The sequence below is a fragment of the Streptomyces yangpuensis genome (assembly GCF_001005295.1).
GTDB classification, from domain to species: domain Bacteria; phylum Actinomycetota; class Actinomycetes; order Streptomycetales; family Streptomycetaceae; genus Streptomyces; species Streptomyces yangpuensis.
The window spans coordinates 1,033,003-1,057,375 of the sequence record NZ_LBMK01000003.1; the positions used below are offsets into that span (position 1 = coordinate 1,033,003).

Annotated in this window: 20 protein-coding genes and 1 pseudogene; 16 read left to right on the forward strand and 5 right to left on the reverse strand. The window is 72.2% G+C overall.

The features are described 5' to 3' along the window. Positions 1–15: 15 nt before the first annotated feature. A complete protein-coding gene (locus AAT21_RS19865; protein ID WP_030960903.1) occupies positions 16–516 on the forward strand; it encodes a hypothetical protein in 501 nt (166 codons plus the stop codon). A 64-nt stretch (positions 517–580) separates the two neighbouring features. On the opposite strand, the gene kstD is transcribed toward AAT21_RS19865, so the two are convergent. The 3 genes from kstD to AAT21_RS19880 form a co-directional block, all read right to left on the reverse strand. Beyond that, positions 581–2,374, reverse strand: coding sequence for a 3-oxosteroid 1-dehydrogenase (gene kstD, locus AAT21_RS19870; protein WP_046778127.1), 1,794 nt, complete (start codon positions 2,372–2,374; stop codon positions 581–583). A gap of 149 nt (positions 2,375–2,523) precedes the next feature. Further along, positions 2,524–2,916, reverse strand: a complete 393-nt coding sequence (locus tag AAT21_RS19875; protein ID WP_046778128.1) for an MmcQ/YjbR family DNA-binding protein — start codon at positions 2,914–2,916, stop codon at positions 2,524–2,526. A gap of 156 nt (positions 2,917–3,072) precedes the next feature. Continuing rightward, positions 3,073–4,197, reverse strand: a complete 1,125-nt coding sequence (locus tag AAT21_RS19880; RefSeq protein ID WP_046778129.1) for an aminoglycoside phosphotransferase family protein — start codon at positions 4,195–4,197, stop codon at positions 3,073–3,075. 228 nt (positions 4,198–4,425) lie between these two features. Here AAT21_RS19880 and AAT21_RS19885 point away from each other — a divergent pair, with 228 nt between their 5' ends. Beyond that, the gene (locus AAT21_RS19885) at positions 4,426–5,925 is read left to right on the forward strand and encodes a DNA-binding protein NsdB (RefSeq protein ID WP_046778130.1); all 1,500 of its coding nucleotides are present in this window, start codon (positions 4,426–4,428) and stop codon (positions 5,923–5,925) included. Between the two features lie 172 nt (positions 5,926–6,097). Here the strand turns inward: AAT21_RS19885 and AAT21_RS19890 are convergent, their stop codons facing one another. Next, positions 6,098–7,519, reverse strand: a complete 1,422-nt coding sequence (locus AAT21_RS19890) for a PP2C family protein-serine/threonine phosphatase (protein WP_046778131.1) — start codon at positions 7,517–7,519, stop codon at positions 6,098–6,100. Between the two features lie 486 nt (positions 7,520–8,005). On the opposite strand from AAT21_RS19890, the gene AAT21_RS19895 reads away from it, so the two are divergent. From AAT21_RS19895 to AAT21_RS19955, 13 genes and pseudogenes are all read left to right on the forward strand, one after another. After that, complete coding sequence (locus AAT21_RS19895; protein WP_046778132.1) at positions 8,006–10,234, forward strand: xanthine dehydrogenase family protein molybdopterin-binding subunit; 2,229 nt, start codon at positions 8,006–8,008, stop codon at positions 10,232–10,234. Positions 10,235–10,255: 21 nt separating this feature from the next. Continuing rightward, the gene (locus AAT21_RS19900; RefSeq protein WP_046778133.1) at positions 10,256–10,711 is read left to right on the forward strand and encodes a (2Fe-2S)-binding protein; all 456 of its coding nucleotides are present in this window, start codon (positions 10,256–10,258) and stop codon (positions 10,709–10,711) included. A gap of 169 nt (positions 10,712–10,880) precedes the next feature. Continuing rightward, positions 10,881–12,368 carry a helix-turn-helix domain-containing protein gene (locus tag AAT21_RS19905; RefSeq protein ID WP_046778134.1) on the forward strand — a complete coding sequence of 496 codons (1,488 nt, stop codon included), beginning with the start codon at positions 10,881–10,883 and terminating at the stop codon, positions 12,366–12,368. 51 nt (positions 12,369–12,419) lie between these two features. Next, the gene (locus AAT21_RS19910; protein ID WP_046778135.1) at positions 12,420–14,369 is read left to right on the forward strand and encodes an APC family permease; all 1,950 of its coding nucleotides are present in this window, start codon (positions 12,420–12,422) and stop codon (positions 14,367–14,369) included. Between the two features lie 149 nt (positions 14,370–14,518). Next, positions 14,519–15,082, forward strand: coding sequence for a TetR/AcrR family transcriptional regulator (locus AAT21_RS19915; RefSeq protein ID WP_046778136.1), 564 nt, complete (start codon positions 14,519–14,521; stop codon positions 15,080–15,082). Positions 15,083–15,139: 57 nt separating this feature from the next. Further along, complete coding sequence (locus tag AAT21_RS19920; protein WP_052757887.1) at positions 15,140–15,760, forward strand: DUF6461 domain-containing protein; 621 nt, start codon at positions 15,140–15,142, stop codon at positions 15,758–15,760. Between the two features lie 127 nt (positions 15,761–15,887). Further along, positions 15,888–16,109 (forward strand): annotated as a pseudogene (locus tag AAT21_RS19925) (helix-turn-helix domain-containing protein); the annotation flags it as partial. 181 nt (positions 16,110–16,290) lie between these two features. Then, entirely contained in the window at positions 16,291–16,704 is a 414-nt protein-coding gene (locus tag AAT21_RS19930; RefSeq protein WP_046778138.1) for a hypothetical protein, read from the forward strand. Next, complete coding sequence (locus AAT21_RS19935) at positions 16,701–17,492, forward strand: hypothetical protein (RefSeq protein WP_046778139.1); 792 nt, start codon at positions 16,701–16,703, stop codon at positions 17,490–17,492. The genes AAT21_RS19930 and AAT21_RS19935 overlap by 4 nt, the downstream gene beginning before the upstream one ends. A 71-nt stretch (positions 17,493–17,563) precedes the next feature. Continuing rightward, positions 17,564–17,983 carry a roadblock/LC7 domain-containing protein gene (locus AAT21_RS19940; protein WP_046778140.1) on the forward strand — a complete coding sequence of 140 codons (420 nt, stop codon included), beginning with the start codon at positions 17,564–17,566 and terminating at the stop codon, positions 17,981–17,983. Positions 17,984–18,120: 137 nt separating this feature from the next. Beyond that, positions 18,121–18,495, forward strand: a complete 375-nt coding sequence (locus AAT21_RS19945; RefSeq protein WP_030654066.1) for a hypothetical protein — start codon at positions 18,121–18,123, stop codon at positions 18,493–18,495. Positions 18,496–18,685: 190 nt separating this feature from the next. Continuing rightward, a complete protein-coding gene (locus AAT21_RS19950) occupies positions 18,686–22,261 on the forward strand; it encodes a bifunctional glycosyltransferase/CDP-glycerol:glycerophosphate glycerophosphotransferase (protein ID WP_046778141.1) in 3,576 nt (1,191 codons plus the stop codon). Positions 22,262–22,387: 126 nt separating this feature from the next. Next, positions 22,388–22,870 (forward strand): VOC family protein, encoded by a 483-nt coding sequence (locus AAT21_RS19955; protein WP_046778142.1) that lies wholly within the window; start codon positions 22,388–22,390, stop codon positions 22,868–22,870. Between the two features lie 146 nt (positions 22,871–23,016). Here AAT21_RS19955 and AAT21_RS19960 read toward each other — a convergent pair whose 3' ends face one another. Further along, on the reverse strand, positions 23,017–23,751 hold the full coding sequence (locus AAT21_RS19960; RefSeq protein WP_046778143.1) for an SIR2 family NAD-dependent protein deacylase: 735 nt from the start codon (positions 23,749–23,751) through the stop codon (positions 23,017–23,019). A gap of 162 nt (positions 23,752–23,913) precedes the next feature. Here AAT21_RS19960 and AAT21_RS19965 point away from each other — a divergent pair, with 162 nt between their 5' ends. Further along, positions 23,914–24,363, forward strand: a complete 450-nt coding sequence (locus tag AAT21_RS19965; protein ID WP_235438948.1) for a hypothetical protein — start codon at positions 23,914–23,916, stop codon at positions 24,361–24,363. The last annotated feature ends 10 nt before the right edge of the window (positions 24,364–24,373 follow it).

Sequence of the window (24,373 nt, forward strand, 5' to 3'; positions counted from 1 at the left end):
ACGTACCATGGCCGCATGTCCTTCCTCCGCCGCCACCGCGCCGCCACACCCGCCGGCCCGGACTTCGATGTCCTGGCCATGGACCCGGGGGACTGGCCGGGCAATCTCGGGGCCGGGCTGCTGCCCGCGCCCGACGGCAGCTGCCAGGGGGTCTTCCTCCGCTACGACCTGTTCGGCGGACGCGGCCCCGCGATGATCATCGGAAACCTCCCCGAGGGCTCCCCGGCCCGGGACCTCGCCGACGGCCAGGTGCCCTTCGAGGTGGCCCAGCTCCTCGACGCGCTGGAGAACGACGAGGACGTCGAGGTCACGGGCGTCGAGGACTGCCCCGTCATGCAGGGCGACAACCTCCTCATCGTCCGGAAGATCAAGCTTTCGGAGTCCCGCATCTCCTGCGTCCAGTTCGACCGCAGCGACAATGTGCTGGTCACCATCGCCAGCTGGGACCGCCCGATCACCGATGACCTCTACGCCCTCCTGAAGCCGCTCCCCGCCGAGCTCTTCCAGCAGGGCTGACCCCTCCGGGTCACCGGGACCGGCCTGCGGGCCCGTACCACCCCGCGCGGCCGGTCCCGACCGATCACGCGTCCGCGATGTCGTTCGCCGCCACGTAGCCGAACGTCATCGCGGGACCGATCGTCGACCCGGCCCCCGCGTAGCTGTGGCCCATCACCGCGGCACTGGCGTTGCCCGCCGCGTACAGGCCGCGGATCACGGAGCCGTCCGCCCGCAGGGCCCGGGCCCGCGCGTCCGTGACGATGCCGCCCTTCGTCCCGAGATCCCCCGGCACGATCTTGAACGCGTGGAACGGCGGCACCCAGACCGGCGCCAGGCACGAGTTCGGCAGCACGTTCGGATCCGTGTAGTAGTGGTCGTACGCGGTGTCGCCCCGGTGGAAGTCGGAGTCGGTACCGCTCCACGCCTGCGCGTTGAACCGGCTCAGCGTCGACCGCAGCGCTCCCGCCGGTACGCCGATCTGGCCCGCCAGCGCGTCCCACGTCCACGCCTTCTTCGCCGCGCCCGCCTCGTACCACGCGTCCGGGAAGGGCAGCGTCGGCAGGATGTCCTTGAACAGGTACTTGTTGCGGTAGTGCTGATCCACGATCAGCCACGCCGGAATGTGCGAACCGGTCGCGCCGCGGTCCTTCTCGTACATCACGTGCACCACATCGCTGTACGGCGCCGCCTCGTTGACGAACCGGGTGCCGTTCGCGTTCACGATCAGCCCGCCCGGCAGGGTGCGTTCGGCCAGACAGAAGTACGGTTCCCCGGGCAGCGGGATCGATGGTCCCCACCACGCGTCGTCCATCAACGCCAGCGCGGCCCCGGCCCGCTGACCGGCCAGGATGCCGTCGCCGGTGTTCTCCTTCGCGCCCACCGACCACTGGGTGCCGATCGGCTGCTGCTGGTACTGCACCCGCATCGCCGCGTTGTGCTCGAAGCCGCCCGAGCCGACGATCACCCCCTTGCGGGCCCGTACGACGCCCCGCACGCCCTCCTTGTCCACCACCACGCCGGTGACGGCGCCGCCCTCCTGGACCAGGTCCACCAGGGGACTGTTCAGCCACAACGGTACCCCGGCCCGCTGGAGCCCCGACCGCAGCCCGGCCGCCAGGGCCTGACCCATCGTCAGAGGCTTCTCGCCGCGCAGCGCCGCCTTGGTGCCGCGCGCCAGGCATTCGGTGGACACGGCCAGGCCCCTGGCGCTCACCGCCGCGAGGTTCAGCCACTTGTAGTCCTGGCTGAAGACCACCATCCCGGCCGGCACCGGCATGTACGCCGGGTTCAGGCGGGCCAGTTCGGTGCCCAGGATGTTCCCGTCGATCTGGTCCGGTTCGATGGACCGGCCGTTCGGCAGACCGCCCGGAAGGTTGGGGTAGTAGTCGCTGTACCCCTCCATGAAGCGGAACCGCAGCGGGCTGTTGGCCATCACGAAGTCCAGCATGCGGGGGCCGTTCGCGAGGAACGCGGCCTGGCGGTCGGCCGGAACCTCGGGCCCGACAACGGCGGACAGGTACGTCGCCGCCTTCTGCGGGGTGTCGGGCACCCCGGCGGCCAGGATCACCGAATTGTTCGGGAGCCAGATGCCGGCCCCGGAACGTGCGGCCGATCCGCCGAAGGTGGGGGCCTTCTCGATCACCAGGACGCTCAGCCCGCGCTTCGCGGCGGTGAGCGCGGCCGTCATCCCGGCTGCCCCCGAACCGACCACGACCACGTCGTACTCACCGAGCGGCGGCCCGGTCTGGACCCCGTCGGCCCGTGCCGCGCCGGACGGCAGCACGGCGGCGGCGAGCACCCCGGCCCCCGTGCCGGCGAGGACGGAGCGTCTGGACGGGAGGGGGGCGGGGGACGTGCGTGAAGCGCTTGCGGACATGGGCAGGCTCCAGCGGAGTGGGGAGGAGAGGGTGACTCCAGCATGTCTGATGCTGAGTCAGAAAAGGTGTTCGGGGGATCATGTGATGTCAAGCCATCCGGCGCCCCCGGGACCCTGCCCTCCGCCCGGTCCTCCGCCTTGCCCTCCGCTCAGTCCCCCGTCCGGTTCCGGGCGTCCAGCTCCTGCACGTGACGCTTGAGGGCCACGGTGCGGTAGCTCTCCTCCACCCACTCGCACAGCACCTGCACGGACGGCGCACCCTTGTCCGCCAGCGGTACGGACACCCAGCCGGACCGGCCGAGCCCGTACCCGGTGGGCTCCGCCCCCGGCGCGGACATCGCGTGCCCGTGCAGCGCCTCGTCCTTGAGCTTGACCGACAGCCCGGGCCGGCCCGACCCGTCGGTGTTGCCCAGAAAGACGAAGATCTTCTTGTTCACCTTCACCACGCAGTCCTCAGGGCCCCAGGGATGGTCCTCGAAGGCCTCCGGGAGGCCGAGGGCGAACCCCCGTACCGCCTCCCACTTGCGCACTCCGGACGTCATCAGCGCCTCCCGTCGATCGTCCGTTGCCCCCAGGGCTCCCACGCTAGCGGAGCCCTGTGACAGCGCCGGGCTTCCGCACCACGCTTCCGGAGTGCGAACGAGCGAAGTCCCGTGGCGGTGGGAGCCACGGGACTTCGCGTCAGGGGGGAGGAAGGGTCAGCGGGTGCCCACCGCCGCGCGGACCGCCCTGCGGGCCATCCCCGCGTCGTCGTGCAGGCGACGGAGCAGCAGCCGCTGCTCCTCCCCGGAGGACAGGGCGCCTGCCGGCAGCGGCTGCGTCGGGGCGGTCGCCAGCATGGAGCGCTGCACCGCCGTCTCGGACATCCGGATCTCCCGGGTCAGGACCAGCATCAGGTTGATCAGGAAGGCGTCCCGGGCCGCCGGACCGGCCGACTGGGCCAGCCGGCTGATCTGCGCGCGGGCGGCGGGGGCGTCACCGAGCACCGTCCACAGGGTGGCGAGGTCGTAGCCCGGCAGGTACCAGCCCGCGTGCTCCCAGTCGAGCAGCACCGGACCGGCGGGGGACAGCAGCAGGTTCGACAGCAGCGCGTCGCCGTGGTTGAACTGCAGCGCCGTCCCAGACATCTTGACCCCGTGCAGCAGTTTCTGCAGGTCCCCGAGGTCCCGGTCGGTGAGCAGCCCCAACTCGTAGTCGCGGGCGATCCGCCGCGCGTAGTTCATCGGGGTGCCGAAGAGCTCGGCCGGCGGCTGCCACTGGTTGACCCGGCAGACCGCACCCAGGGCCGCCCGGAGGTCAACCCGCGGCGGCGGCTCCACCGGGTGCCGCTGGAGCGCCGCGACCCGGCCCGCCATCCGTTCCACCACCAGCGTGCAGTTCTCCGGGTCGGCGGCGATCAGCCGCGGCACCCGGACCGGCGGGCGGTGCCGGACGAACGCCCGGTACGCCGCTATTTCGTGGCGGTAGCGCTCACGCCATTCCGGCGAGTGGTCCAGTAAAACCTTCGCCACGGCCGTCATGCGTCCGGTGGTGCCCACCAGCAGGACCGAGCGGCCGCTGCGCCGCAGCACCTGCACCGGCGCGAACTCCGGACAGATCCGCTGCACCGAGGCCAGCGCGGTGCGCAGTTGCGCCCCTTGCGGCCCCGAGAGGTCGATTCTTCCGCTGACGGGCTGCGATCCCGTACCCGGCATGCGCCGCGCGCGGACGGCGCCCTGCACCGGTACCGACGGGCGGCCGGGTTCGAGGTAGGAGCCGCCGCCCGCAGGGAGCGTGCGGTGCGACCGGACCGGTGCGGACACGGAGGACGTTGCTGCGTACATGGTGATACGGATCCCTTCGTGCGCCGACGAGTTGCGTACGCCACCCCGCCGATCCCGGCTTCACCCTGGGGAGTTCCGCCGGTGACCGGGGCGGGGAGGCGCATTCCTACCTGACACCCGGCGCAAGGTGGCGAACCATCGGGCGCGCCCTGGCGAAGCCTGGCGAATAGTCGCTGGGCATCTGACGGGGGGCTACTGTCAACTCAGCCGAGAACCTGGGGGCTTGACGTGAGCAAAGGTCCAAACACCCGCTTGAACGACCTGTTCGGCCTGGCCGGCTGGTCGAAGGGCGAACTGGCGAGGATGGTGAACCGGCAGGCGGCGGCCATGGGCCACCCGCAGCTGGCCACCGACACCTCGCGGGTGCGGCGCTGGATCGACATGGGGGAGAGCCCCCGCGAACCGGTGCCCACGGTACTGGCAGCACTGTTCACCGAGCGGCTCGGTCGTGTCGTGACCATCGAGGACCTCGGGTTCGTACGGCAGCGGCGCACCTCCAGACGGCAGCCGGACGGGGTTCGCGAGAACCCGGACGGTATGCCCTGGGCGCCCGAACGCACAGCCGCGGTCCTCACCGAATTCACGGGAATGGACCTCATGCTCAACCGTCGCGGTCTGATGGGCGCGGGCGCCGTGCTCACCGCCGGCTCCGCCCTCACCAACGCCATGTACGACTGGCTGCACACCGACCCCGTCCGGGCCAAGCAGACCCCCGGGCGATTCAGCGACTCCTTCCAGGCCGACCCAGCGGGATACGACCGCTACGAGGCCGCCCCGATCGGCTCCCAGGAGATCGAGGCGCTGGAGCGCTCCGTCGAGGTGTTCCGCGCCTGGGACGCCTCCAGAGGCGGCGGGCTGCAGCGCAAGGCCGTCGTCGGTCAGCTCAACGAGGTGGGCGGGATGCTCGCCTACCACCACCCCGACCACCTCCAGCGCCGGCTCTGGGGGGTGGCGGCCAACCTGGCGGTCCTCGCGGGCTGGATGTCGCACGACGTGGGCCTCGAACCCACCGCGCAGAAGTACTTCGTCATCGCCGCGCACGCGGCCCGCGAGGGCGGCGACCGGCCCCGCGCGGGTGAGGCGCTGTCCCGCGCCGCCCGCCAGATGGTCCACCTGGGCAAGCCGAACGAGGCCCTGGACCTGATGAAGCTCGCCCAGTCCGGTTCCGGTGAGCAGACCCTCCCGCGCACCCGCGCCATGCTGCACACCATCGAGGCCTGGGCACAGGCCGCCATGGGCAAGGGCCAGGCCATGCGCCGCACCCTGGGCGAGGCGGAGGAGCTCTTCGTCTCCGACAAGGGCGATGTACCGCCGCCGAGTTGGATGCAGCACTTCGACGAGGCGGACCTGCACGGCATGCAGGCCCTCGCCTACCGGACCCTCGCCGATCACGACGCCACGGCGGCGCCGATCGCCGCGCGCCACGCCAGGGAAGCCCTTCGGCTGCGCGGCGAGGGCTACCAGCGCTCGCAGATCTTCGACTACATCTCCATGGCCTCCGCCTGCTTCATCGCCGACGAGCCGGAACAGGCCGACCGCTACGCGCGCCTTGCCCTCGTCTCGATGAACGAGACCTCCTCGCACCGGACATGGGACCGGCTGCGCGAGATGTACCGGCTCACCGCGCAGTACGCCGGGTACGCGCGCATCGAGGACCTGCGCCAGGAGATCAAGCTGGCCCTCCCCGACTCCCCGGCGACGAGCGACCGGCCGGCCGCCGGGGTGTAGGCCCCGCCCGCCCCCCGCGTGCCCCGGTTTCCGTGTGCCTCCAGGCCCCCCACGGCCGCTACGTCGCCGACAGGTTCGCAGGCGACAGGTGCACGGACGAGAAAGGCCGCGCCCTCCGGCGCGGCCCTGATGGTCCGTACGGCCGCCCCCGCGGCCGGCCGTCACCGTGCGACTAGCCGCCGACGCGGGCGACCAGCATGCAGGCGTCGTCCTCCCGCTCGCTCTCCCCGAACTCCTCGATCACGAGCCGCACGCAGTCCTGGGCCGACCGTGCCGCCGAGAGCCGCGGGGCGAGTGCCAGCAGCCGCTCGGTCCCGTCCGCCCGGCTGAACTCGATGCTGCGCGGCGTCAGACCGTCCGTGTGCAGGACGAGTACGTCGCCCGCTTCGAGGTGCTCTTCGGCCTGCCCGTACGCGGCTCCGGAGGTCGCGCCCAGCAGGATGCCCTCCGGCGGTGTCAGGGCACGGCCCGTCCCGCGGCGGAACAGCAGGGGGGCGGGGTGACCCGCCTGGGCCCAGGACAGGACCCGGCGTGCGGGGTCGTAGCGGCAGCACACGGCCGAGCCGAGGGCCGGCTGGACGGAGGTCTCCAGGAGCTGGTTGAGCCAGCCCATCAGCGGGCCCGGCGCGATCCCGGCCATGGCCATGCCGCGCAGGGCGCCCAGCATCATCGCCATGCCGGAGGTGGCGGTCACCCCGTGCCCGGTCAGGTCGCCGACCGTCAGCATCGAGCAGCCGTCGGGGAGTTCGAGGGCGTCGTACCAGTCCCCGCCGATCAGTGCGCTGCTCGCGGACGGCAGGTAGTGCGCGGCCACGTCCAGCGTGCCCGTACCACTGTGCGGGAACCGCAGGGAGCCGCGCCACGGGGGGAGCACGGCTTCCTGCAGCTCGACCGCCAGCCGGTGCTCGGTCTGCGCGATCTCCCGCTGGCGCTGCAGCGAGTCACGGGACTCGCGCACCGCTCGCTGGCTCCGGCGCAGTTCACTCACGTCCCGCAGCACGGCCCACATGGACGCCGTGCAGCCGTCGGAGTCGAGTACCGGCTCGCCCCTCATGTGCAGCGTCCGGACCCGGCCGTCGGCCCGGACGATGCGGAACTCGCCGTCGATCGGCCTGCCGTCCACCAGGCAGGCGGTGACCCACGCGGTGAGCAGCGGCTGATCCTCGGAGAACAGCGTGGAGCCCAGCTCGTCGAGGGGGAGGGCGCCCGACTCGGGGGACCGGCCGAAGATCTGGAACAGTTCGTCGGACCAGCTGACCTCGTCGGTCAGCAGGTTCCACTCGGCGCTGCCGACGCGCGTCTGGGTCTCGGGGGCCGCCTCGGGGGCCGCCTGCGGGAACACGGTGGTCTCGGGAACCGGCGGCAGGCCCTCCTTGAGCTGGCCGAGGTGCTCGCGGAGGTCGTCGAGGTGGTGCACGGCGAGGTCGCACAGGGCGCGCTGCCAGCGGCCCTGGGCGTCGTCGTCGTCGACGACCGTGTCGCGGCGGACCGCGTCCACGTCTCCCCGGAGGCGCCGGGTCTGCGAGATCAGTGCGTCCACCGACCCCGGCTCGGGCGGCTGCGCGGGACGGTCCGCGAACAGGTGGGACGGCATGAGAACTCCGATACAGGCGCGGCACGGCCAAGTCTGAAGGAAGGACCGGTAACGACTGTTGCACAGGCGGCGACACTGTGTAAGGCGTTTGGCAACATCCGCTACGTTCTTGCTTCTGGTATATGCCACAGGCCTGCTGGGCCGCGTGTGACGTGCGAATGAATCCGGTCAGCGGCGGTTCGCGGGCGTGGAACGCGTGTCGACTGGTGGGGCGCGGGGTGTGGTCGGGACCGACGGCCGGAATCCGGCCATCCACCCCTCGTGACTCGATCAAACGCCCGACGTGTACGAGGTGTTGCGGCGGACGGCCGTACGCGGTTCCTGGTTCACTGCGCGCGCCGCGATACCCCCGAACGGATGACAGCCGTGCCGAAACGTCGGCGGAATCGAGGCTTCCCACCACAGCACCGGGTCGCTACCCTACGTGCCGGTAATAAACCGGGGGAGGTCCGCACGGGCGGGCCCGCGCAGCGCTGGGACACGACAATGAGCGGGCAGCACCACGCCACCGGCGGGAGCCGGCGTTCCTTCCTCACCTACCTCGTGGCGGCGCCCACCCTCGCCCTGGTCACCCGCGTCGGCGCCGACGCTTCGGCCCCGCAGAGCGCCCGCGCCGTGGTGCCGTCCCTGCCTGCCGTCGCCGACGTGATCGACCTCGGCGACCTCTTCATCCTGGCCGGGGCGCCCACCTCGGCCCTGCTCGCCCTCGCGGTGGAGCCGGACGGGACCATCCGCTTCCGGCTGCCGCGCGAGGAGGTCGGCCAGGGACTGACCACCGCGGTGGCCATGCTGGTCGCCGAGGAACTCGACGCGCCCCTGGCCGACGTACGCGTGGAACTGGACGACGCACGGCCCGAGCTGCTGTTCAACCAGCTCACCGGCTCCTCCAACTCCATCCGCTCCCTCTACGGGCCGGTCCGCCAGTGCGCGGCGACCGCGCGGGCCCGCCTCGTCGCGGCCGCCGCCCACCGCTGGAGCCTCTCCCCGGCGTCGCTGACCACGGCGGACGGGTCCGTCCGTGCCCCCGACGGGCGCACCGCCCGCTACGGCGAACTCGCCGCGGCCGGCGCCGACCCGGGCCTCGTCGTCCCCGGCGCCACCCCCAAGAAGACCGAGCAGCACACCCTCGTCGGCCGGCCGACGAGCCGGGTCGACGCCCGCGCCATGGTCACCGGCGCCCAGCGGTACACCCTCGACCTCGACGTCCCCGGCGCCAAGCCCTGCGTGGTGCGCCGCCCGCCCACCTTCGGCGCCGCCGTCCGCACCGTCGCCAACCTCGCCGAGGTCCGGGCCATGCCCGGAGTCCTGCACGTGGTCACCGTCCCCACCGGGGTCGCCGTCGTCGCCGAGACCTTCGGGCAGGCCATCACCGCCACGTCGGCCCTCCGGGTCACCTGGGGCCCCGGCCCCGCCGACCAGCTCTCCGATCCGGAGATCCGCACCAGGCTGCGCGCCGCCACCCCGCCGCTGCTGGTGCCGCCGCTGCTCACCCCGTACGTGGACGCCGAGTTCGACTTCGCCTTCGTCAGCCACGCCCCGATGGAGACCAACTGCGCCGTCGCCGACGTACGGGACGACCGGGCGGAGATCTGGTCCGGCCTCAAGTCCCCCATCGTGGCCCGCCAGACCATCGCCGCCGAACTCGGCCTGCCCCTGGACCGGGTGACGGTGCACGTCGTCCAGGCGGGCGGCTCCTTCGGCCGGCGGCTCTTCTTCGATGCCGCCCTGGAGGCCGCCCGGATCTCCCGGGCCTGCCGCCGCCCGGTCAAGCTCATGTGGACCCGGGTGGACGACACGCGCCACGGCCGGATGCGCCCCGCCACCCATCACAGGATCCGCGCGACGCACCTGCTGGGCGAGGTCCTCAGCTTCGAGCACCGCGTCGCCGCCGCCGAGACCGACTTCCGGCACGGGCTCGGCGAGATCATCACGGCGACCGCAGCGCACCTGCCGCTCGGCATCGGCAACGCCACCCTCGCGCAGACCCTGTTCCACACCACCGTGAAGTCCCCGTACCACTTCGGCCTCACCACCCAGGCCCTCACCGAGGTGCCGACCGGGATCCCCACCGCCTCGTGGCGCTCGGTGTACTCCGCCAACACGCGCGGGGCCGAGGAGATCATGGTGGACGAACTGGCCGCGGCCACCGGCAAGGACCCGTACCGCTTCCGGCGCACCTTCCTGAAGACCGACGCCCAGCGCGCCGTCCTGGACAAGGCCGCCACGGCAGGGAAGTGGGGGCGGGCGATGGAGCCCGGCTGCGCGCAGGGCATCGCCTTCCACGAGGAGTACAAGTCCCGTACCGCGTGCCTGGTGGAGATCGACACCCGCGATCCGCAGCGCGTCCGTGTCACCAAGGCCGTCATCGCCGTGGACGTGGGCCTGCCGGTCAACCCGCGCGGGCTGGAGGCCCAGATGATCGGCGGCCTCACCGACGCGATCTCCACCACCCTGCGGGCCGGGCTGCACATCGACAAGGGGCTCCCGCTGGAGGGCAGTTACAGCCAGTTCCACTGGGCCCGGCAGCGCGACACCCCGCGCGAGGTACGGGTCTTCGTGCTGCCGGCCACCGGTACGGAACCCGGCGGCGCGGGCGAGCTCGGCGTGCCCGCCGCGGTCGGCGCCATCGCCAACGCCTGGGCCCGGGCCACCGGTTCGAAGCCGCGCAGTTTCCCCCTCGACTTCGACGTCGACTTCACCCCCTACCCGCGCTGACCGTCGAGCCAGGAGTACGCCGTGCCCTCGCACACTTTCACCGTCAACGGGCGGAGCGTCACCGTGGACGCGCCCGACGACCTGCCCCTGCTGTGGGTTCTCCGCGACATGCTGGGCGTCCACGGCCCCAAGTACGGCTGCGGGGTGGACGTCTGCAAGGCCTGCACCAGCCACCTCGACGGGGTGGACGTCCGCCCGTGCGTGGTGCCCGTGTCGGCGTGCGCGGGCCGGGCTGTGACCACCATCGAGGGTCTCGCGGACGGTGACGACCTGCACCCCGTGCAGGAGGCCTGGCTCGAACAGGACGTCGCCCAGTGCGGTTTCTGCCAGCCCGGTCAGATCATGGCGGCCGTCGCGCTGCTGAAGCGCACCAGCGAGCCCACGGACGAGGACATCGACGCCATCGCCAACATCTGCCGGTGCGGCACCTACTTCCGCATCCGCGAGGCCATCCGCACCGCCGCCGCGAGGATGTGAGCGGCGGATCCCGGGACCTCCCCCGTGTCCGTACGCATAGCCCCGGGATCCGGCCGCTCCTGGGCAAACCTATGCGGGCGGGCGGCCGTTCGCAGGGTTCGTCCTGCCCAGTGACCCGGCGAGACCGGTATCACAGCGCACAGTGTGCGGCGGGTGGTTGAATGCGCCGGTGCCACGGTCCGACGACGTACTGAAGCTCCACCGGCTCGCCCACGGCGGGGGGTCGGCCGCGCTGCTGGGATGGCTCGCCACCCGCCTCGGCGGATGGACCGGTGTGGTCCGGCACGCCGCCTCCGGTGCCGGTGCCGGTGCCGGTGATCCGGGCGGCCCGGGCGGCCCGGGCGGCCCGGAGCAGGGAGAGCAGCCGCCCGGGGCCGCCGTCCGCGGAGCCGCCGAGATGAGCGCCCGGGGCGTGCGGTCGGCCGTGCTGCACGAAGCAGGATCCGCCACCCTGCTGTTCGCGCTGGACGACCGGCGTGCGCTGGCCGCCGTCCTGCCACTGCCCCACCCTGCCGAGGCGCCCGCGCTGCTCGCGGACGCCGTCGTGCCGCTGGCCCTCGTACTGCGCGCCGAGGAGGCCGAGCGGCGGGAGGCGCGGGCCGCGGTCGCCGAGGCGCGGTCCCGTGAGGCCGTGCTCCGCCTGCTGATGGGTGGCCAGCTCCCCATCGCCCACCAGATCGCCGAGGCGCTGCGGCCCTCACTGCCCGACCCGATGCGGATCCACGTCGCCGAGTGCCGTTCCGGGCGCCTCGCCGAAGTGGCGCGACTGTGCCAGGAGCTGACCGGCGGCCGAGCCTGGGTCGTGCGCTGCCCGGTCTACGTGCGCCACCTCATCATGCTGGTCCCGGCCGACGCGCCTGCGGTGTCCGCCGGCCACGACACCCTGGCCGGAGCGCTGACGGCGGTGGCCCCCGACTGCACGGTCGGGGTCAGCGGGGAACTGGCCCTCAGCCAGGCCCCGACCGCCTACACCCAGGCCTTCCACGCCCTGGCCGTCGCCCGCGGCCGGGGCGAACGGCACGCCCGGTTCGGGCCCGGCCCCGAGCTGGAGCTCGCCGCCCACGAGGCCGGGTCGGACTGGGCGGGCACCCTGCTCGCGCCCCTGCACGCGTACGAACCCCGGCGCCCGCAGAACCCCGACGGGCAGGAACTGCGCGCCACCGCCAACGCCTGGCTGAACTTCGGCTCGCACGCCACCCGGCTGCTGAAGGTCCACCGCAACACCCTGGCCGCCCGGCTCCGGCTGATCGAGACGCTGCTCGGACTGGACCTCACCCGCCTCGGTGACCAGGCGGCACTCTCGCTGGCGCTGCGGCTGACGCCGGGCGCGGGGCGGGGGAGCGGCGCCGCGGCCCCGGCGGGCGCCCCCGGCCTCGACGCGGTCCTGCGCGATCCGCGGCTGACCGACTGGGCCCGGGCCCACCTGAGCCGGCTGACCGGCCCGGACGCTCCGGCCGGCGCGCGGGACACCGTCCGCACCTGGCTGGCCCACGACGCGCGGCTCGTCCCGGCCGCCGCCGCGCTCGGGGTGTCCGTCCCCGGGGCCCGCAAGCGACTGGCCCGGATCGAGGCCCTGCTGGAGCGCTCGCTGCTGCAGTCCCCGAGCGCCCGGTACGACCTGTGGCTGGCCCACCGGGCCGAAGAGCTCGCCGAGTGACACAAGCCCCAAAGGGGATGTTCACCGGAAAAAATGCACGATCATGCCCGAATGAGGCGTATCAATGCGAAGCGCGTGCTGGTCGGTGAACCCCTCGACACCGCGCGGCTCGGCGAGACCCTGCTTCCCAAACGGCTCGCCCTGCCGATCTTCTGCAGCGACCCTCTCTCCTCCGTGGCCTACGCCACCGAGGAGATCCTGCTGATCCTGGCCCTCGGCGGCGTCGCCCTGCTCCACCTCACCTGGTACGCGGCCGCCGCCATCGTCTTCCTGCTCGTCGTCGTCATCGCCTCCTACCGCCAGACCTGCCACGCCTATCCCGGCGGGGGCGGCGCGTACGTCGTCAGCGCCGAGAACCTCGGGCAGACCGCCGCGCTCACCGCCGCCAGCGCCCTCCTCGTCGACTACGTGATGACCGTCGCGGTCTCCGTCGTCTCCGGGGTCTCCGCCATCACCTCGGCCGTCCCCGCGCTCAGCGACCACGAAGTGGTCATGTCGGTCGGCTTCGTGGCACTGCTGACCCTGATGAACCTGCGCGGTGTAAGGGAGTCGGGCCGGGTCTTCGCCATCCCCACCTACGGCTTCGTACTCGTCATCTACCTGATGTTCGCCGTCGCCGCCGTACGCCTCGGCACCGGCCAGACCATCCGCGCCGAATCCGCCGACCTGCCGATCATCGCGGAGGGCACGTACACCGGACTCGCCTTGGTGCTCCTGGCGATGCGCGCCTTCGCCTCGGGCTGCACCGCGCTCACCGGCGTCGAGGCGATCAGCAACGGAGTCCCCGCCTTCCGCAAACCCAAGGCCGGGAACGCCGCGACCACGCTCGCCGCGATGGGCTTCCTCTCGGTGACGATGTTCGCCGGCATCACCGCCCTCGCCATGACCTACGAGGTGCACGTCGCGGCCGACCCCACCGAACTGGGCCTGCCCCCGGGAACCCCTGCCTCCACCGCCCTCGCCCAGATCGGCCGGGCCACCTTCGGCAGCTGGCACTTCCTCTTCTACCTGCTCCAGGCCGTCACCGCCGGGGTGCTGATCCTCGCCGCGAACACCGCCTTCAACGGCTTCCCGATGCTCGCCTCGATCCTGGCCAGGGACCGGTACGCGCCCCGCCAGCTCTACAACCGCGGCGACCGGCTCGTCTACTCCAACGGCGTCGTGCTCCTCGCGCTCGCCGCCGTCGCCCTCATCGTGGCCTTCGACGCAGAGCTGACCCGCCTCATCCAGCTCTACATCATCGGCGTGTTCGTCTCCTTCACCCTCTCCCAGTCGGGCATGGTCCGGCACTGGCGGAAGGCGCTCGCCTCGCCCGCCACCCCGCGCGAGGAGCGGGTCCACATCCACCGCAGGCTCGCCATCAACGCCGTCGGCGCCACCCTGACCGCCCTGGTCCTCGTCATCGTCCTCGTCACCAAGTTCACCCACGGGGCCTGGCTGGTCGTCATCGCCATGCCGCTGCTGTTCCTCGGCATGAAGGGCGTGCGCCGCCACTACGACCAGGTCGCCCGGCAGGTCGACGTCACACCCGACGCCAGGCCGCGCCGGCCCGCCCGCCACCACGTCCTCGTCCTGGTCGCCGCCGTGCACGCCCCGACCCTCAAGGCCATCGGCTACGCGCAGGGGCTGCGCCCGGACACGCTGACGGCGGTGACCGTCGCCGCCGACGAGGCGGAGGCGGCCCGGCTGCGCGCGGCGTGGGAGGAGCACGATCCGGGCCTGTCGCTGAAGATCCTCCACTCGCCCTACCGCGAGGTGGTGGGCCCGGTCCTGGCGCACGTCGAGGAACTGGCTGCCGAACCGGCGACGGACATGCTGTCCGTAGTGATCCCCGAGTACGTCGTCGGCCACTGGTGGGAACAGCCCCTGCACAACCAGAACGCCCTCCGGCTCAAGGCCCGTCTGTTGTTCACGCCGGGGGTCGCGGTGATCGACGTGCCGTACCTGCTGGAGTCGGCGAAGCCCGCGAAGGCGGGCGAGGCCGCGGTGCGGGACGACTAGGACGACCAGAGGGATCCGGGAGGCGGCGTGGGCCGGACCGCGGGCGTCCGCTACCGTGGGCAAAGCACTGCGTCTGCAGTGCTCCGCCGGGCCGGGAGGCCGCCGGACACCGCCGGGAAGCCGCCCCCACCGACCCAGGGACCCGCCCCATGCGCCAGAACCCGCAGCGCCGCGCCGCGCTGCTCGACGCCGCCATCGAAGTCCTGGCGCGCGAGGGCTCGCGCGGCCTCACGCTGCGCGCGGTGGACGCGGAGGCGGCGGTGCCCACCGGCACCGCCTCCAACTACTTCGCCAACCGGGCCCAGCTGCTCGTACAGATCCTCCACCGCACCCGGGAGCGGCTGGTCCCGGACCCGGCCGACCTGACCGGACCGCTCGACACCAAGGTGCTGCTCGGCCGGCTCCTGGAACGCATGCGGCGCGAGCGCAGCGTCCACATCGCGATGCTGGAGCTGCGGCTGGAGGGTTTGCGGCGCCCGGAGCTCCAGGCCGAGCTGGCCGCCTTCCAGGGCGCCGAGCTGGAGGCGAACATCGACTGGCACCTCCAGGCCGGCCTGCCCGGCGACCGGCAGGGCGTGGTCCTGCTCTACCTGGCGATGCTGGGGCTGATCGTGGACGACCTGACCGTGCCGGGGCTGCTGGAGGCCCACCCGGTGGAGGGGCTCATCGAGACGATGGTCGAGCGACTCCTCCCCCAGCGGTCCGCGGACTGACTATCGTGCCGGTGGGGGAAGCACCGGCATCGCGGGACGGACCGTGGGGAGTGCAGGATGGCCGACATCACCGAGGGCAGGACCTGCGGGATCCAGTGGCTGGCGGACTGGGGTGAATGGTTCGCCGGCCTCACCTTCGCCCGGGGCATAGGTCCCGAAGAGCTCGCCGCGCGGCTCGGCGCGGTACCGGGCGTCCGCCCCGGACCCCTCGGAGCCCCCGCCGCCTGGAGCATGGTCACCGAGACCGCGGACGGTGACGGTGTGGCCCGGGTCGGCAGCTGGGGCGACTGGTCCTTCGCCGTCGAGCACGGCCTGCCGGCCGGAGCGGAACGCCTCGCCGAGGTCTCCCGGGCCGGCGTCGAGGCCGTCCACCTCGACCCGCAGCCCGACCACCCGCCCAAGCAGTTCGCGTACGCCCGGGACGGCGAGCTGGTGTGCTGTTTCGGGCTCGGCGAGGAATGCTGGCGCGGCGGCCACCGGCCGGACTTCCTGCTTCCCGAGCTGGTCGCGGCGGGCCTCCTCGGCCCGGACGGCTCGCACCCGGGCCCGGACGACGAGCCGGACGAAGGCCGCGAGCGCCGCACCCTCGCCGTCCTGGAGGACCGCTTCGGACTGGCCCTGCCACGCCACCTGATCGCGGACACCCCGCTCCCGGCGTACGTCACATGCACCCGTTAGGCGGTGCGGCCCGCGACCCCGGGTCCGGTGATCTTATGCTCGGGTTTACGCGAGTCCGCTGGTTTTGGAGCCGACGAGCGACTTTGATGGGTCTGCCAGGCCTCGTACCGGAGCAGGGGGACCATTCATGGGAACCGACCGCATCCAGAAGGACAGCACACCCACCCTGATCGGTTCCGTGCAGCGGGCCCTGCGGCTGCTGGAAGCGATGTCCGCGGAAGGCGGCATGACCGCCAAACGGCTCGCACGGCTCACCGGGATCCCGCTGCCGACCGTCTACCACCTGCTCCGCACCCTCACCCACGAGGGCTACGTGGAACGGGAGGGCGGCTCGTTCCGTCTCGCGGACGATCTTCCGCTGGCTTCGTGATCAGATTCCGACGCGTTCCGGCCAAGCTCTTACACGCTGAATGGCATGTTCCAGCGGAAAATGCCAGAACGCCCTTTCGCCCTGCGGAACTTGAGTAAGTTCCCTCCTGTCGCGCCGCACTACCGTGCACACCGCACGTCCGGCCGGGAGGGGAGCCCGCGTGCCCGGGATCGACGAATGCCTGCTCGAAGCCATGGCCCTGCCTGGTGCGCGCGGGGCCGCGCTGGTCGACTGGAGCAGTGGACTGGCTCTCGGCACCATCGGGGAATCACCCGTCGGGGACCATGAGACCACCGCCGCCGAGACCGCCGAGCTGGCCCGCGCGGCCGCGGAGTACGAATCCTTCGCCTGCGCGGATCCGGGACCGGCCCACGGAGGCGGGACGGGTCCCGTCGACCCGGCGGTCGAGGACCTGATCGTCACGACCCGCAGCGGCTTCCACGTCCTGCGCTTCGTCGAGACGAGTTTCGACAGCAGTGTCTTCCTGCACGTCTGGCTCGACCGGGCCGAGGGCAACCTCGCCTTCGCGCGGATCAAACTCAGGTCCCTGGCCGAGGGGCTGGTGCTCAGATGACCACCCCGGCAACGGCCACGAACGCCTTCGCGGCCGTCTCCCCCCTCCTCACCCGGCTCGCCGAGGAGCGGGCCACCGGAGCCCTGCTCCGCGACCGCGGCACCCTCTTCCTGGAGGACGGCCGAATAGTCCACGCGGAGAGCCCCGCCACTCCCGGCCTCGACGTCCTCCTCACCACCGGCGGCGGCCTCGCCCCCGAACGCTGGCGCGAGGCGGTGGACCGGGCCGGCGCCCGGCGCCAGGTCGCCCGTTTCCTCGTGGACAGCGGCGGGCTCGCCGGGGGAGAGCTCGAGATATGCCACGTCGCCGCCATCTTCGACGCCGCCTTCTTCGCACTGTCCCCGGGCAGCGGCCCCTCCCGGTTCCGCCGCGGGGCCACCCACTGGATCGGCTCCGTCCGCTCCGTCCCGGCAGCCGCCGTCGAACGCGAGACCCGGCGCCGCCGGGAACTGCTCGACGCGGTCTGGCCGTACCCGTTGCTCGACACCGCCCCGGTAGTGCCCCGGGCGGCCGCTCCGGGCCAGACCGTCACCGCCCGGCAGCGGATCCTGCTGGACCGGGCCGACGGTTTACGCACCCCCGCGGACCTGGCCTGGCTCCTGGGCCGGCCCGCCTTCCACACGCTGCTCGACGTACGCCGCCTCGCGGCCGCCGGACTCGTCGAGACGCCGCACAGCCCGGCCCCCCCGCCGGTCGAGGTACCCCTGCCCGACTGGATGACCCAGGCCCAATCCCCGGACGTGGCGCTGCTCCGCCGGTTACGCGACGCACTGGAGGCAAGCCTGTGAGGCTCCCGCTGCGACCGGCCCTGCGTGCCGACCGCTCCGAGCGTAGGCAGCCCGAAAGGAGAAAGGCCGACATGAGTACGGTGCCCCCCGAGGCGGAGGCCGAGATACTCGCCGAGCTCCGCAGGCTGCGCGCCCGCGTACCCCAGCTCACCGGAGCCCTCGCCGCGAGCGCCGACGGCTTCGTCCTCGCCCAGGACAGCGCCGCCGCCGAGGCCGAGGCCGTCGCGGCACTGACCGCGGCCGCCCTCGGCGTGGCCCAGCGGCTCAGTGACAGCACCGGCCAGGGAGCGTTCCGCGAACTGCTCGTGCGCGGGGCCGACGGGTACGTGGCCACGTACGCGGCGGGGGTGGCGGCCGTCCTCACCCTGACCGCCGAGCCGCGCGTCAACGTCGGGCGCCTCCATCTGGAGGCCCGGCGTTCCAGCCTGCGGATCGCCGAACTGATCGAGCACACGCTCGCGCGCCGGAACTCCGGCGGCGGAACCGCCTGACGCACCGGCGGGGTGGCACCGACAGGGCCGCCCCCAGGGTGGTCCCGTCGCATTCAGGACAACTACAGCCAGTCATATCGATTCACGACCAGCTACGACACAACGAGTACGACACAACGAAGAAAGAGGTACCTCCCATGGTCAACGTGGAGACCGCGCTCAAGGAAGCCACCACCCTCATCGAGGGCGCCATCGGCGCGGCCCTGGTGGACTACGGCAGCGGCATGGCCCTCGGCACCATCGGCGGCGGCAAGGACCTGGACCTGGCGGTCGCCGCGGCCGGCAACACGGACGTGGTGCGCGCCAAGGTCCGCACCATGGAACTGCTCGGCCTCAAGGACGAGATCGAGGACATCCTGATCACCCTCGGTAGCCAGTACCACCTGATCCGGCTGATGAAGGGGAGGGGCTCCGTGGGCTTCTTCCTCTATCTGGCCCTCGACAAGAAGCGGGCCAACCTCGCCATGGCACGCCATCAGCTGAAGAAGATCGAAGCAGAACTGGAGATCTGAACGGGTCATCCTCCAGGACGGACCGCGTCCCGTCACGGCGTCGAGGTGGCGGACGGCTGAATTCTTTGCCGTCCGCCCCGGCGATCAGTTCCCTATGTCCCATTCGGGTGGAGTTTATAGCTCTGTTACAGAGTAAGATGCTGTGAGCTGATCATCGAAAAAGCAAAAAACGCTGGAGAAACCGCCACCCATGCCCCCGCGCCTGAGCATCGTCGTCCCCGTTTACAACGTCGAGCTCTACCTCGACGAGTGCCTGGAATCCATCGCCGCTCAGACCTTCGGCGACTTTGAGGCCATCCTCGTGGACGACGGTTCCACGGACACCAGCGCCGTCATAGCCAAGGCCTTCGCAGCGCGTGACAAGCGCTTCCGGGTCGTCATGCAGGAGAACGCCGGCCTGGGCGCGGCCCGCAACGCCGGCGCCCGCCACATCCACCCGGACAGCGAGTACCTGGCCTTCGTCGACAGCGACGACACCATGCCGGACTACGCCTACCAGCGGCTGATCGAAGCACTCGACGAGACGGGCTCGGACTTCGCCGGCGGCAACGTCAAGCGCTTCCGCTCGGTCGGCATGAACCAGTCCTGGGGCCACCGCGCCGCCTTCGCCAAGACGCAGCTGAAGACCCACATCTCCAAGTTCCCGGCGCTGGTCACCGACCGCACCGCCTGGAACAAGGTCTACCGGCGCACCTTCTGGGACGAGCACGGCTTCCAGTACCCCGAGGGCATCCTCTACGAGGACGCCCCGGTCAGCATCCCCGCGCACTACTTCGCCTCCAGCGTCGACATCCTCAGCGACTGCGTCTACCACTGGCGCGTCCGCGAGACCGGCGAGCGCTCCATCACCCAGCGCTCCACCGACCCGATCTCCCTCATCGACCGCGTGAAGTCCGTCCGCCTGGTCCGGGAGTCCCTCAAGGCCAAGCAGGGCGCCAAGTACGTCCGCTACCTGCGCGACTACGACTACAACGTGCTGAGCGAGGAACTCCCGCTCATCTACAAGTACGTCGCCGAGGGCGGCCCCGACTTCCGCGCCGCGTTCGTCAAGGAGGTCGGCGGCCTCGTCCGCGAGATCGGCACCGGCCCCTGGCCCGACCTGACCGTCGCGGACCGCCTCAAGGCCTACCTGGCGGGCGAAGGCCGCGTCGAGGACTTCATCGCGCTCCTGAACCACCAGCGCGACTACCACTACAGCGTCCCGGTCAAGGGCCTCGCCCGCCCGCAGGCCGACTACCCCTTCCTGCAGGGCCGCCCCCCGGTCCCCGCCAAGATCCTCACCCTCGGCACGCGCGAGCGCCGCGTCGTCAGCCGTCTGGAGCAGGCGGCCTGGTCCGACGGCAAGCTGATGCTGCGCGGCTACGCCCTGCCCGGCCACCTCGGCGCGGAGAGCCGCCTCGGCTCCCGCAAGATGCTGATCTTCCGCGAGGGTGGCAAGCGCCGCCGCTCCGTCGTCAGCACCCGTACGGTCGCCTCCCCGATGGCCACCGTGAAGTCGCCGCACCTCGCGCTGCGGCACGCCGACTGGGCCGGCTTCACCGCCGTGGTCGACCCCTCGATCTTCCAGTCGGGCGGCAAGTGGAACGACGGCATATGGACCACGTCCATCGCCGTCACCGGCGCCGGCGGCCTGCACCGCGCCCGCCTGCGCGGCGGTGAGCACGACACCGGCCAGAACCCGCCCCCGTTCTGGGTCACCCCCGACGTCCGGATCGTCCCGGCCGTCTCCGGCGCCCTCACCATCCAGGTCGAGGTCACCCGTGCCCGCGGCCTGGACGCCCGGCCCGCCGGCGACGACGCCGTCGAGATCATCGGGGAGCTCTCCGCCGGGGTCGGCGCCACCGCCCTCAAGGCCGTCCACGTCACCACCGGCACCACCCTCGAATTCCCGCTGGAGACGGGCGCCGCCACCGCCGGCCGCACCCCCTTCACCGCCCGGGTCGCCCTGGCCGACCTGGCCGCCGTACCGGACGCCGAGTGCGAGCCCGGCGAGTGGACCCCCGAGCCGTGGAGCCTCTCCGTGGTCGGCGCCGACGGCACCGAGCACCGCCTGGCCCACGACGAGCGCGGCGGCTTCAACGGCCTGGTCCTGCCGCTGCCCGGCGGGACCGCGGGCCGCGCCCTGTTCGTCAAGCGCGGCAACACCGGCCACCTCACCCTCTCCGTCCAGCCCTCGCCGCCGCTCGTCGACGCGGTCGAGACCGCGGACGGCACCGTGACCCTGCGGGGCCGGTTCGTCGCGCCCACCGACGAGCCGTACGAACTCGTCCTGCACAACGCGCACGGCATGGAGTTCAGCTACCCCGTCACCCGCGACGGCGACACCTTCGAGACCGCCTTCCAGCCGGTGCTCCCCGAACAGTTCGCGGGCCGCACCACGCTCCCCGAGGGCCGCTGGTGGCCCACGCTGCGCCCGGCCGCCCAGGGCGGGACCACCGCCGGCCTGCTCGGCGTGGACCGCGGCGCCCCCGTGCAGATGTCCCCCGGACTCCTCTTCGGCGGCCCGCACCCCCTCACCGCGCACGGCCGCCGGATGCGGATCGAGACCCGCTTCCACGACCGTATGGCGCTTGTCGCCGACCCGCTGCTGAGCCCGCACGACCGCTCCCGCTACGCCCAGCGCGTCGCCCGCTTCGAGACCTACCCGGCGCAGCGCGCCCTGCCGGTCAAGGACATCGTCGTCTACGACACCTTCCAGGGGCAGGGCGCCGGTGACGCGCCCCGCGCCATCCACGAGGAGCTGCTGCGCCGCGGCGAGAAGCTGGAGCACATCTGGCTCGTCCGCGACGGCCGCGCCGAGGTCCCCGCGACCGCCCGCGCCGTGCAGTACGGCAGCGTGGAGTCCTGGGAGATCATGGCCCGCGCCCGCTACTTCGTGACCAACGACAGCGTGCCGACGCTGTTCCAGCGCCGGGCCGGCCAGGTCGTCGTCCAGACCTGGCACGGTACGCCGATCAAGCAGATCGGCCACGACTTCGTGCACGACTACTACACGAGCCCGGAGATCCTGGAGGGCCTCGCGCACGACAGCGCGCAGTGGACCCTGCTCGCCTCCCCGAGCTCCTACGCGACGCCGCTGCTCAAGCGTGCCCTCGGTTATGAGGGCGAGGTCATCGAGGCCGGCAGCCCGCGCACCGATGCGCTGGTGAAGCCCGACGCGGAGCGGATCGCCGAGGTCCGGCGCCGGCTCGGCCTGCCCGAGGGCAAGAAGGTCGTCCTCTACATGCCGACCTGGCGCGAGAACTGCGAGGGCTGGTCCGGCGGTTACAAGCTCGACCTGCGGATCGACCTGGAGGAGGCCCGCCGCGAGCTGGGCGAGGACCACGTCCTGCTGATCCGTGGCCACCACCACGTGACCGAGCAGGTCCGTGAGGGCGTCCGCGACGGTTTCGTCGTCGACGTGTCCCGCTGGCCCGACGCCACCGACCTGCTGCTGGTCGCCGACGTGCTGATCTCGGACTACTCCTCGGCGATCTTCGACTTCGCGCTCACCGACCGGCCGATCCTGCTCTTCACGTACGACCTGGAGCACTACCGCGACACGCTGCGCGGCTTCAACTTCGACCTGGAGGAGAAGGCGCCCGGACCGCTGCTGTCCGACTCGGCGAGCCTGATCGAGGCCGTGCGCAACGCGGACGCGGTCGGAGCCGAGTACGCCGGGGCACGTGCGGCGTTCCGCGAGGAGTTCTGCGACCTGGACAACGGCGACGCCGCCGAGCGCGTCGTCGACCGGATGCTCGCCATGGGTGCCGAGCCCGCGAAGTAGGCCGTTCGGTCGAATTCCCGGCCTCATGAGGACCGGCCCCGGGCCCACCGATGAATTTCGGGCCCGGGGCCGGTCTGTATGTGCGGAGGCGGTAACCACCGTCCACGCACCGGCCTGGAGGCAGAGATGAGCGGCAACGGATTCACCACGTGTCTGTGGTTCGACGGCGACGCGGAAGCGGCGGCCGACTACTACCTGTCCGTGTTCAAGGACGGCAGGCTCGGCCGGATCGGCCGCTACACGGACGCGGGCCCCGGCGAGGCCGGCTCGGTGATGGTGGTCGAGTTCGAGATCAACGGACAGAGGTTCATCGGGCTCAACGGCGGACCGCAGTTCCCCTTCACCGAGGCGATCTCCTTCCAGATCCACTGCGCCGACGAGGCCGAGGCGGACTACTACTACGAAGCGCTGACCCGCGACGGCGGCCAGGAGTCGGCCTGCGGCTGGGTCAAGGACAGGTTCGGGGTGTCCTGGCAGGTCACCCCTCCCGGTGCCATCGAGCTGATCAGCGACCCGGACCCGGGCCGCGCCTCCCGGGCCACCGCGGCGATGATGAAGATGAAGAAGCTGGACGTGGCGGAGATGCGCCGGGCAGCCGACGCGGGTTAGGCCCTGTCGCCGACGTCCCTCCTGGCCCGCGGCACGCGGTCCCGTCCAGGGCGCCGTCCAGGCCGAGCCGGTCCGCTTCCGGCACCGCAGCGTCCGCGCTTCGGTGCCGGCCATGATCGTCAGCTTGTGGGACGGCGGGCGCCCCCTCAGGCCCCGTTCGCGGCGATCCGGGTGAGCAGGGCCGGCAGGGCGGTTCCGATCGGCTCGCGGATCACCTCGTCGGCGAGGGTGTCGTACGGGGTCTCCTCCGCGTTCACGATGATCAGCCTGGCGCCCGCCTCCGCGGCCATGCCGGCCAGCGAGGCGGCCGGCTGCACCTGCAGTGTCGAGCCGACGGCGACGAACACCTGGCACCCCTTGGCCACGGCCATCGCCTGCCCCAGCACCACGGGGTCGAGTCGCTCGCCGAACATCACGGTGGCCGCCTTGAGGATCCCGCCGCACGTCAGGCAGGCGGGATCCGGTTCCCCGGCGGCCACCCGGGCCAGCGCCTCGTCCATCCCCGAGCGCACGTGACACGCCGTGCACACCACCGCCCGGGCGGTGCCGTGCAGCTCGAACACCTTCCGCTCGGGCATCCCGGCGAGCTGGTGCAGCCCGTCGACGTTCTGGGTGACGACCCGGACCGGGGTACCGCCGCGCTCCAGCTCGGCGACGGCCAGGTGCGCGGCGTTGGGCCGCGCTCCGAGCGCGCCGATCTCGGCCCGCATCAGCCAGGACCGCCGCCGGATCTCCGGATCGGCCATGTAGTACTCGTAGGTCACGAGCTTCTCGGCGTCGGGCTCCCGGCGCCACAGGCCCTGTGGCCCCCGATAGTCCGGAATCCCGGAGTCGGTGGACATTCCGGCCCCACTGAACACTGCGACGAGCGGCTTCCCCATGCGCCGACCCTACGTACGACCGCCGCTCGCCCGCGACCCCTTTACCGTGCGCCGACCGCACGGGGGAGGCAGAGGCGTTTCTGCGGTGAATCCCGACCCCCACAGGAGTGAGATCGGCGCCGGGCACTCCCGGTGCACCGGCCCGGCGGGTACAAACCGGACATGATGCTGAAGTCCTACGGCCTTGCTGCCCTGCTGCTGGCCCTGCCGGCGCTGCCGGTCATGCCGTCCGCCCCCGCCCCCGTCCCCGCCGTGGCGGTGCCCGTGGCCGCGCCCGCGGTCACCCCCGAGGGGCACACCGCCGACCAGATCGGCCGCTTCCTCACCCGCTTCTACGGCGCGCACGGCCCGTCCGACCACGACCGGCGGCACCACGTCTCGGAGGTGCTCCAGGACAGACAGCTGACGACCACGGAATCGGACGTCCTGCTCTGCGCCCGGAACAAGCCGCAGGACATCGGCGTCGGCCCGGTCACCGTCGCCCAGGCGGCCGGGGTCGGCTGGGCCACCGTCACCACCCACTGGGACTCGGGCAAGACCGATACCTTCACCGCCTACGTCCGCCTCGACTCCAGGCCGATCCGGATCGACGACGTGATCTGCGCGGGCTGAGCCGGCGTTC

Bases quoted from the DNA above. Each gene is read 5' to 3' on its own strand.
- AAT21_RS19935 (WP_046778139.1), top strand. From the start codon at position 16,701: ATGACCACCCCGGCAACGGCCACGAACGCCTTCGCGGCCGTCTCCCCC.
- AAT21_RS19950 (WP_046778141.1), top strand. From the start codon at position 18,686: ATGCCCCCGCGCCTGAGCATCGTCGTCCCCGTTTACAACGTCGAGCTC.
- AAT21_RS19875 (WP_046778128.1), bottom strand. From the start codon at position 2,916: ATGACGTCCGGAGTGCGCAAGTGGGAGGCGGTACGGGGGTTCGCCCTC.
- AAT21_RS19895 (WP_046778132.1), top strand. From the start codon at position 8,006: ATGAGCGGGCAGCACCACGCCACCGGCGGGAGCCGGCGTTCCTTCCTC.
- AAT21_RS19890 (WP_046778131.1), bottom strand. From the start codon at position 7,519: ATGCCGTCCCACCTGTTCGCGGACCGTCCCGCGCAGCCGCCCGAGCCG.
- AAT21_RS19920 (WP_052757887.1), top strand. From the start codon at position 15,140: ATGGCCGACATCACCGAGGGCAGGACCTGCGGGATCCAGTGGCTGGCG.
- AAT21_RS19965 (WP_235438948.1), top strand. From the start codon at position 23,914: ATGATGCTGAAGTCCTACGGCCTTGCTGCCCTGCTGCTGGCCCTGCCG.
- AAT21_RS19940 (WP_046778140.1), top strand. From the start codon at position 17,564: ATGAGTACGGTGCCCCCCGAGGCGGAGGCCGAGATACTCGCCGAGCTC.
- AAT21_RS19960 (WP_046778143.1), bottom strand. From the start codon at position 23,751: ATGGGGAAGCCGCTCGTCGCAGTGTTCAGTGGGGCCGGAATGTCCACC.
- kstD (WP_046778127.1), bottom strand. From the start codon at position 2,374: ATGTCCGCAAGCGCTTCACGCACGTCCCCCGCCCCCCTCCCGTCCAGA.
- AAT21_RS19910 (WP_046778135.1), top strand. From the start codon at position 12,420: ATGAGGCGTATCAATGCGAAGCGCGTGCTGGTCGGTGAACCCCTCGAC.
- AAT21_RS19945 (WP_030654066.1), top strand. From the start codon at position 18,121: ATGGTCAACGTGGAGACCGCGCTCAAGGAAGCCACCACCCTCATCGAG.
- AAT21_RS19915 (WP_046778136.1), top strand. From the start codon at position 14,519: ATGCGCCAGAACCCGCAGCGCCGCGCCGCGCTGCTCGACGCCGCCATC.
- AAT21_RS19880 (WP_046778129.1), bottom strand. From the start codon at position 4,197: ATGTACGCAGCAACGTCCTCCGTGTCCGCACCGGTCCGGTCGCACCGC.
- AAT21_RS19955 (WP_046778142.1), top strand. From the start codon at position 22,388: ATGAGCGGCAACGGATTCACCACGTGTCTGTGGTTCGACGGCGACGCG.
- AAT21_RS19865 (WP_030960903.1), top strand. From the start codon at position 16: ATGTCCTTCCTCCGCCGCCACCGCGCCGCCACACCCGCCGGCCCGGAC.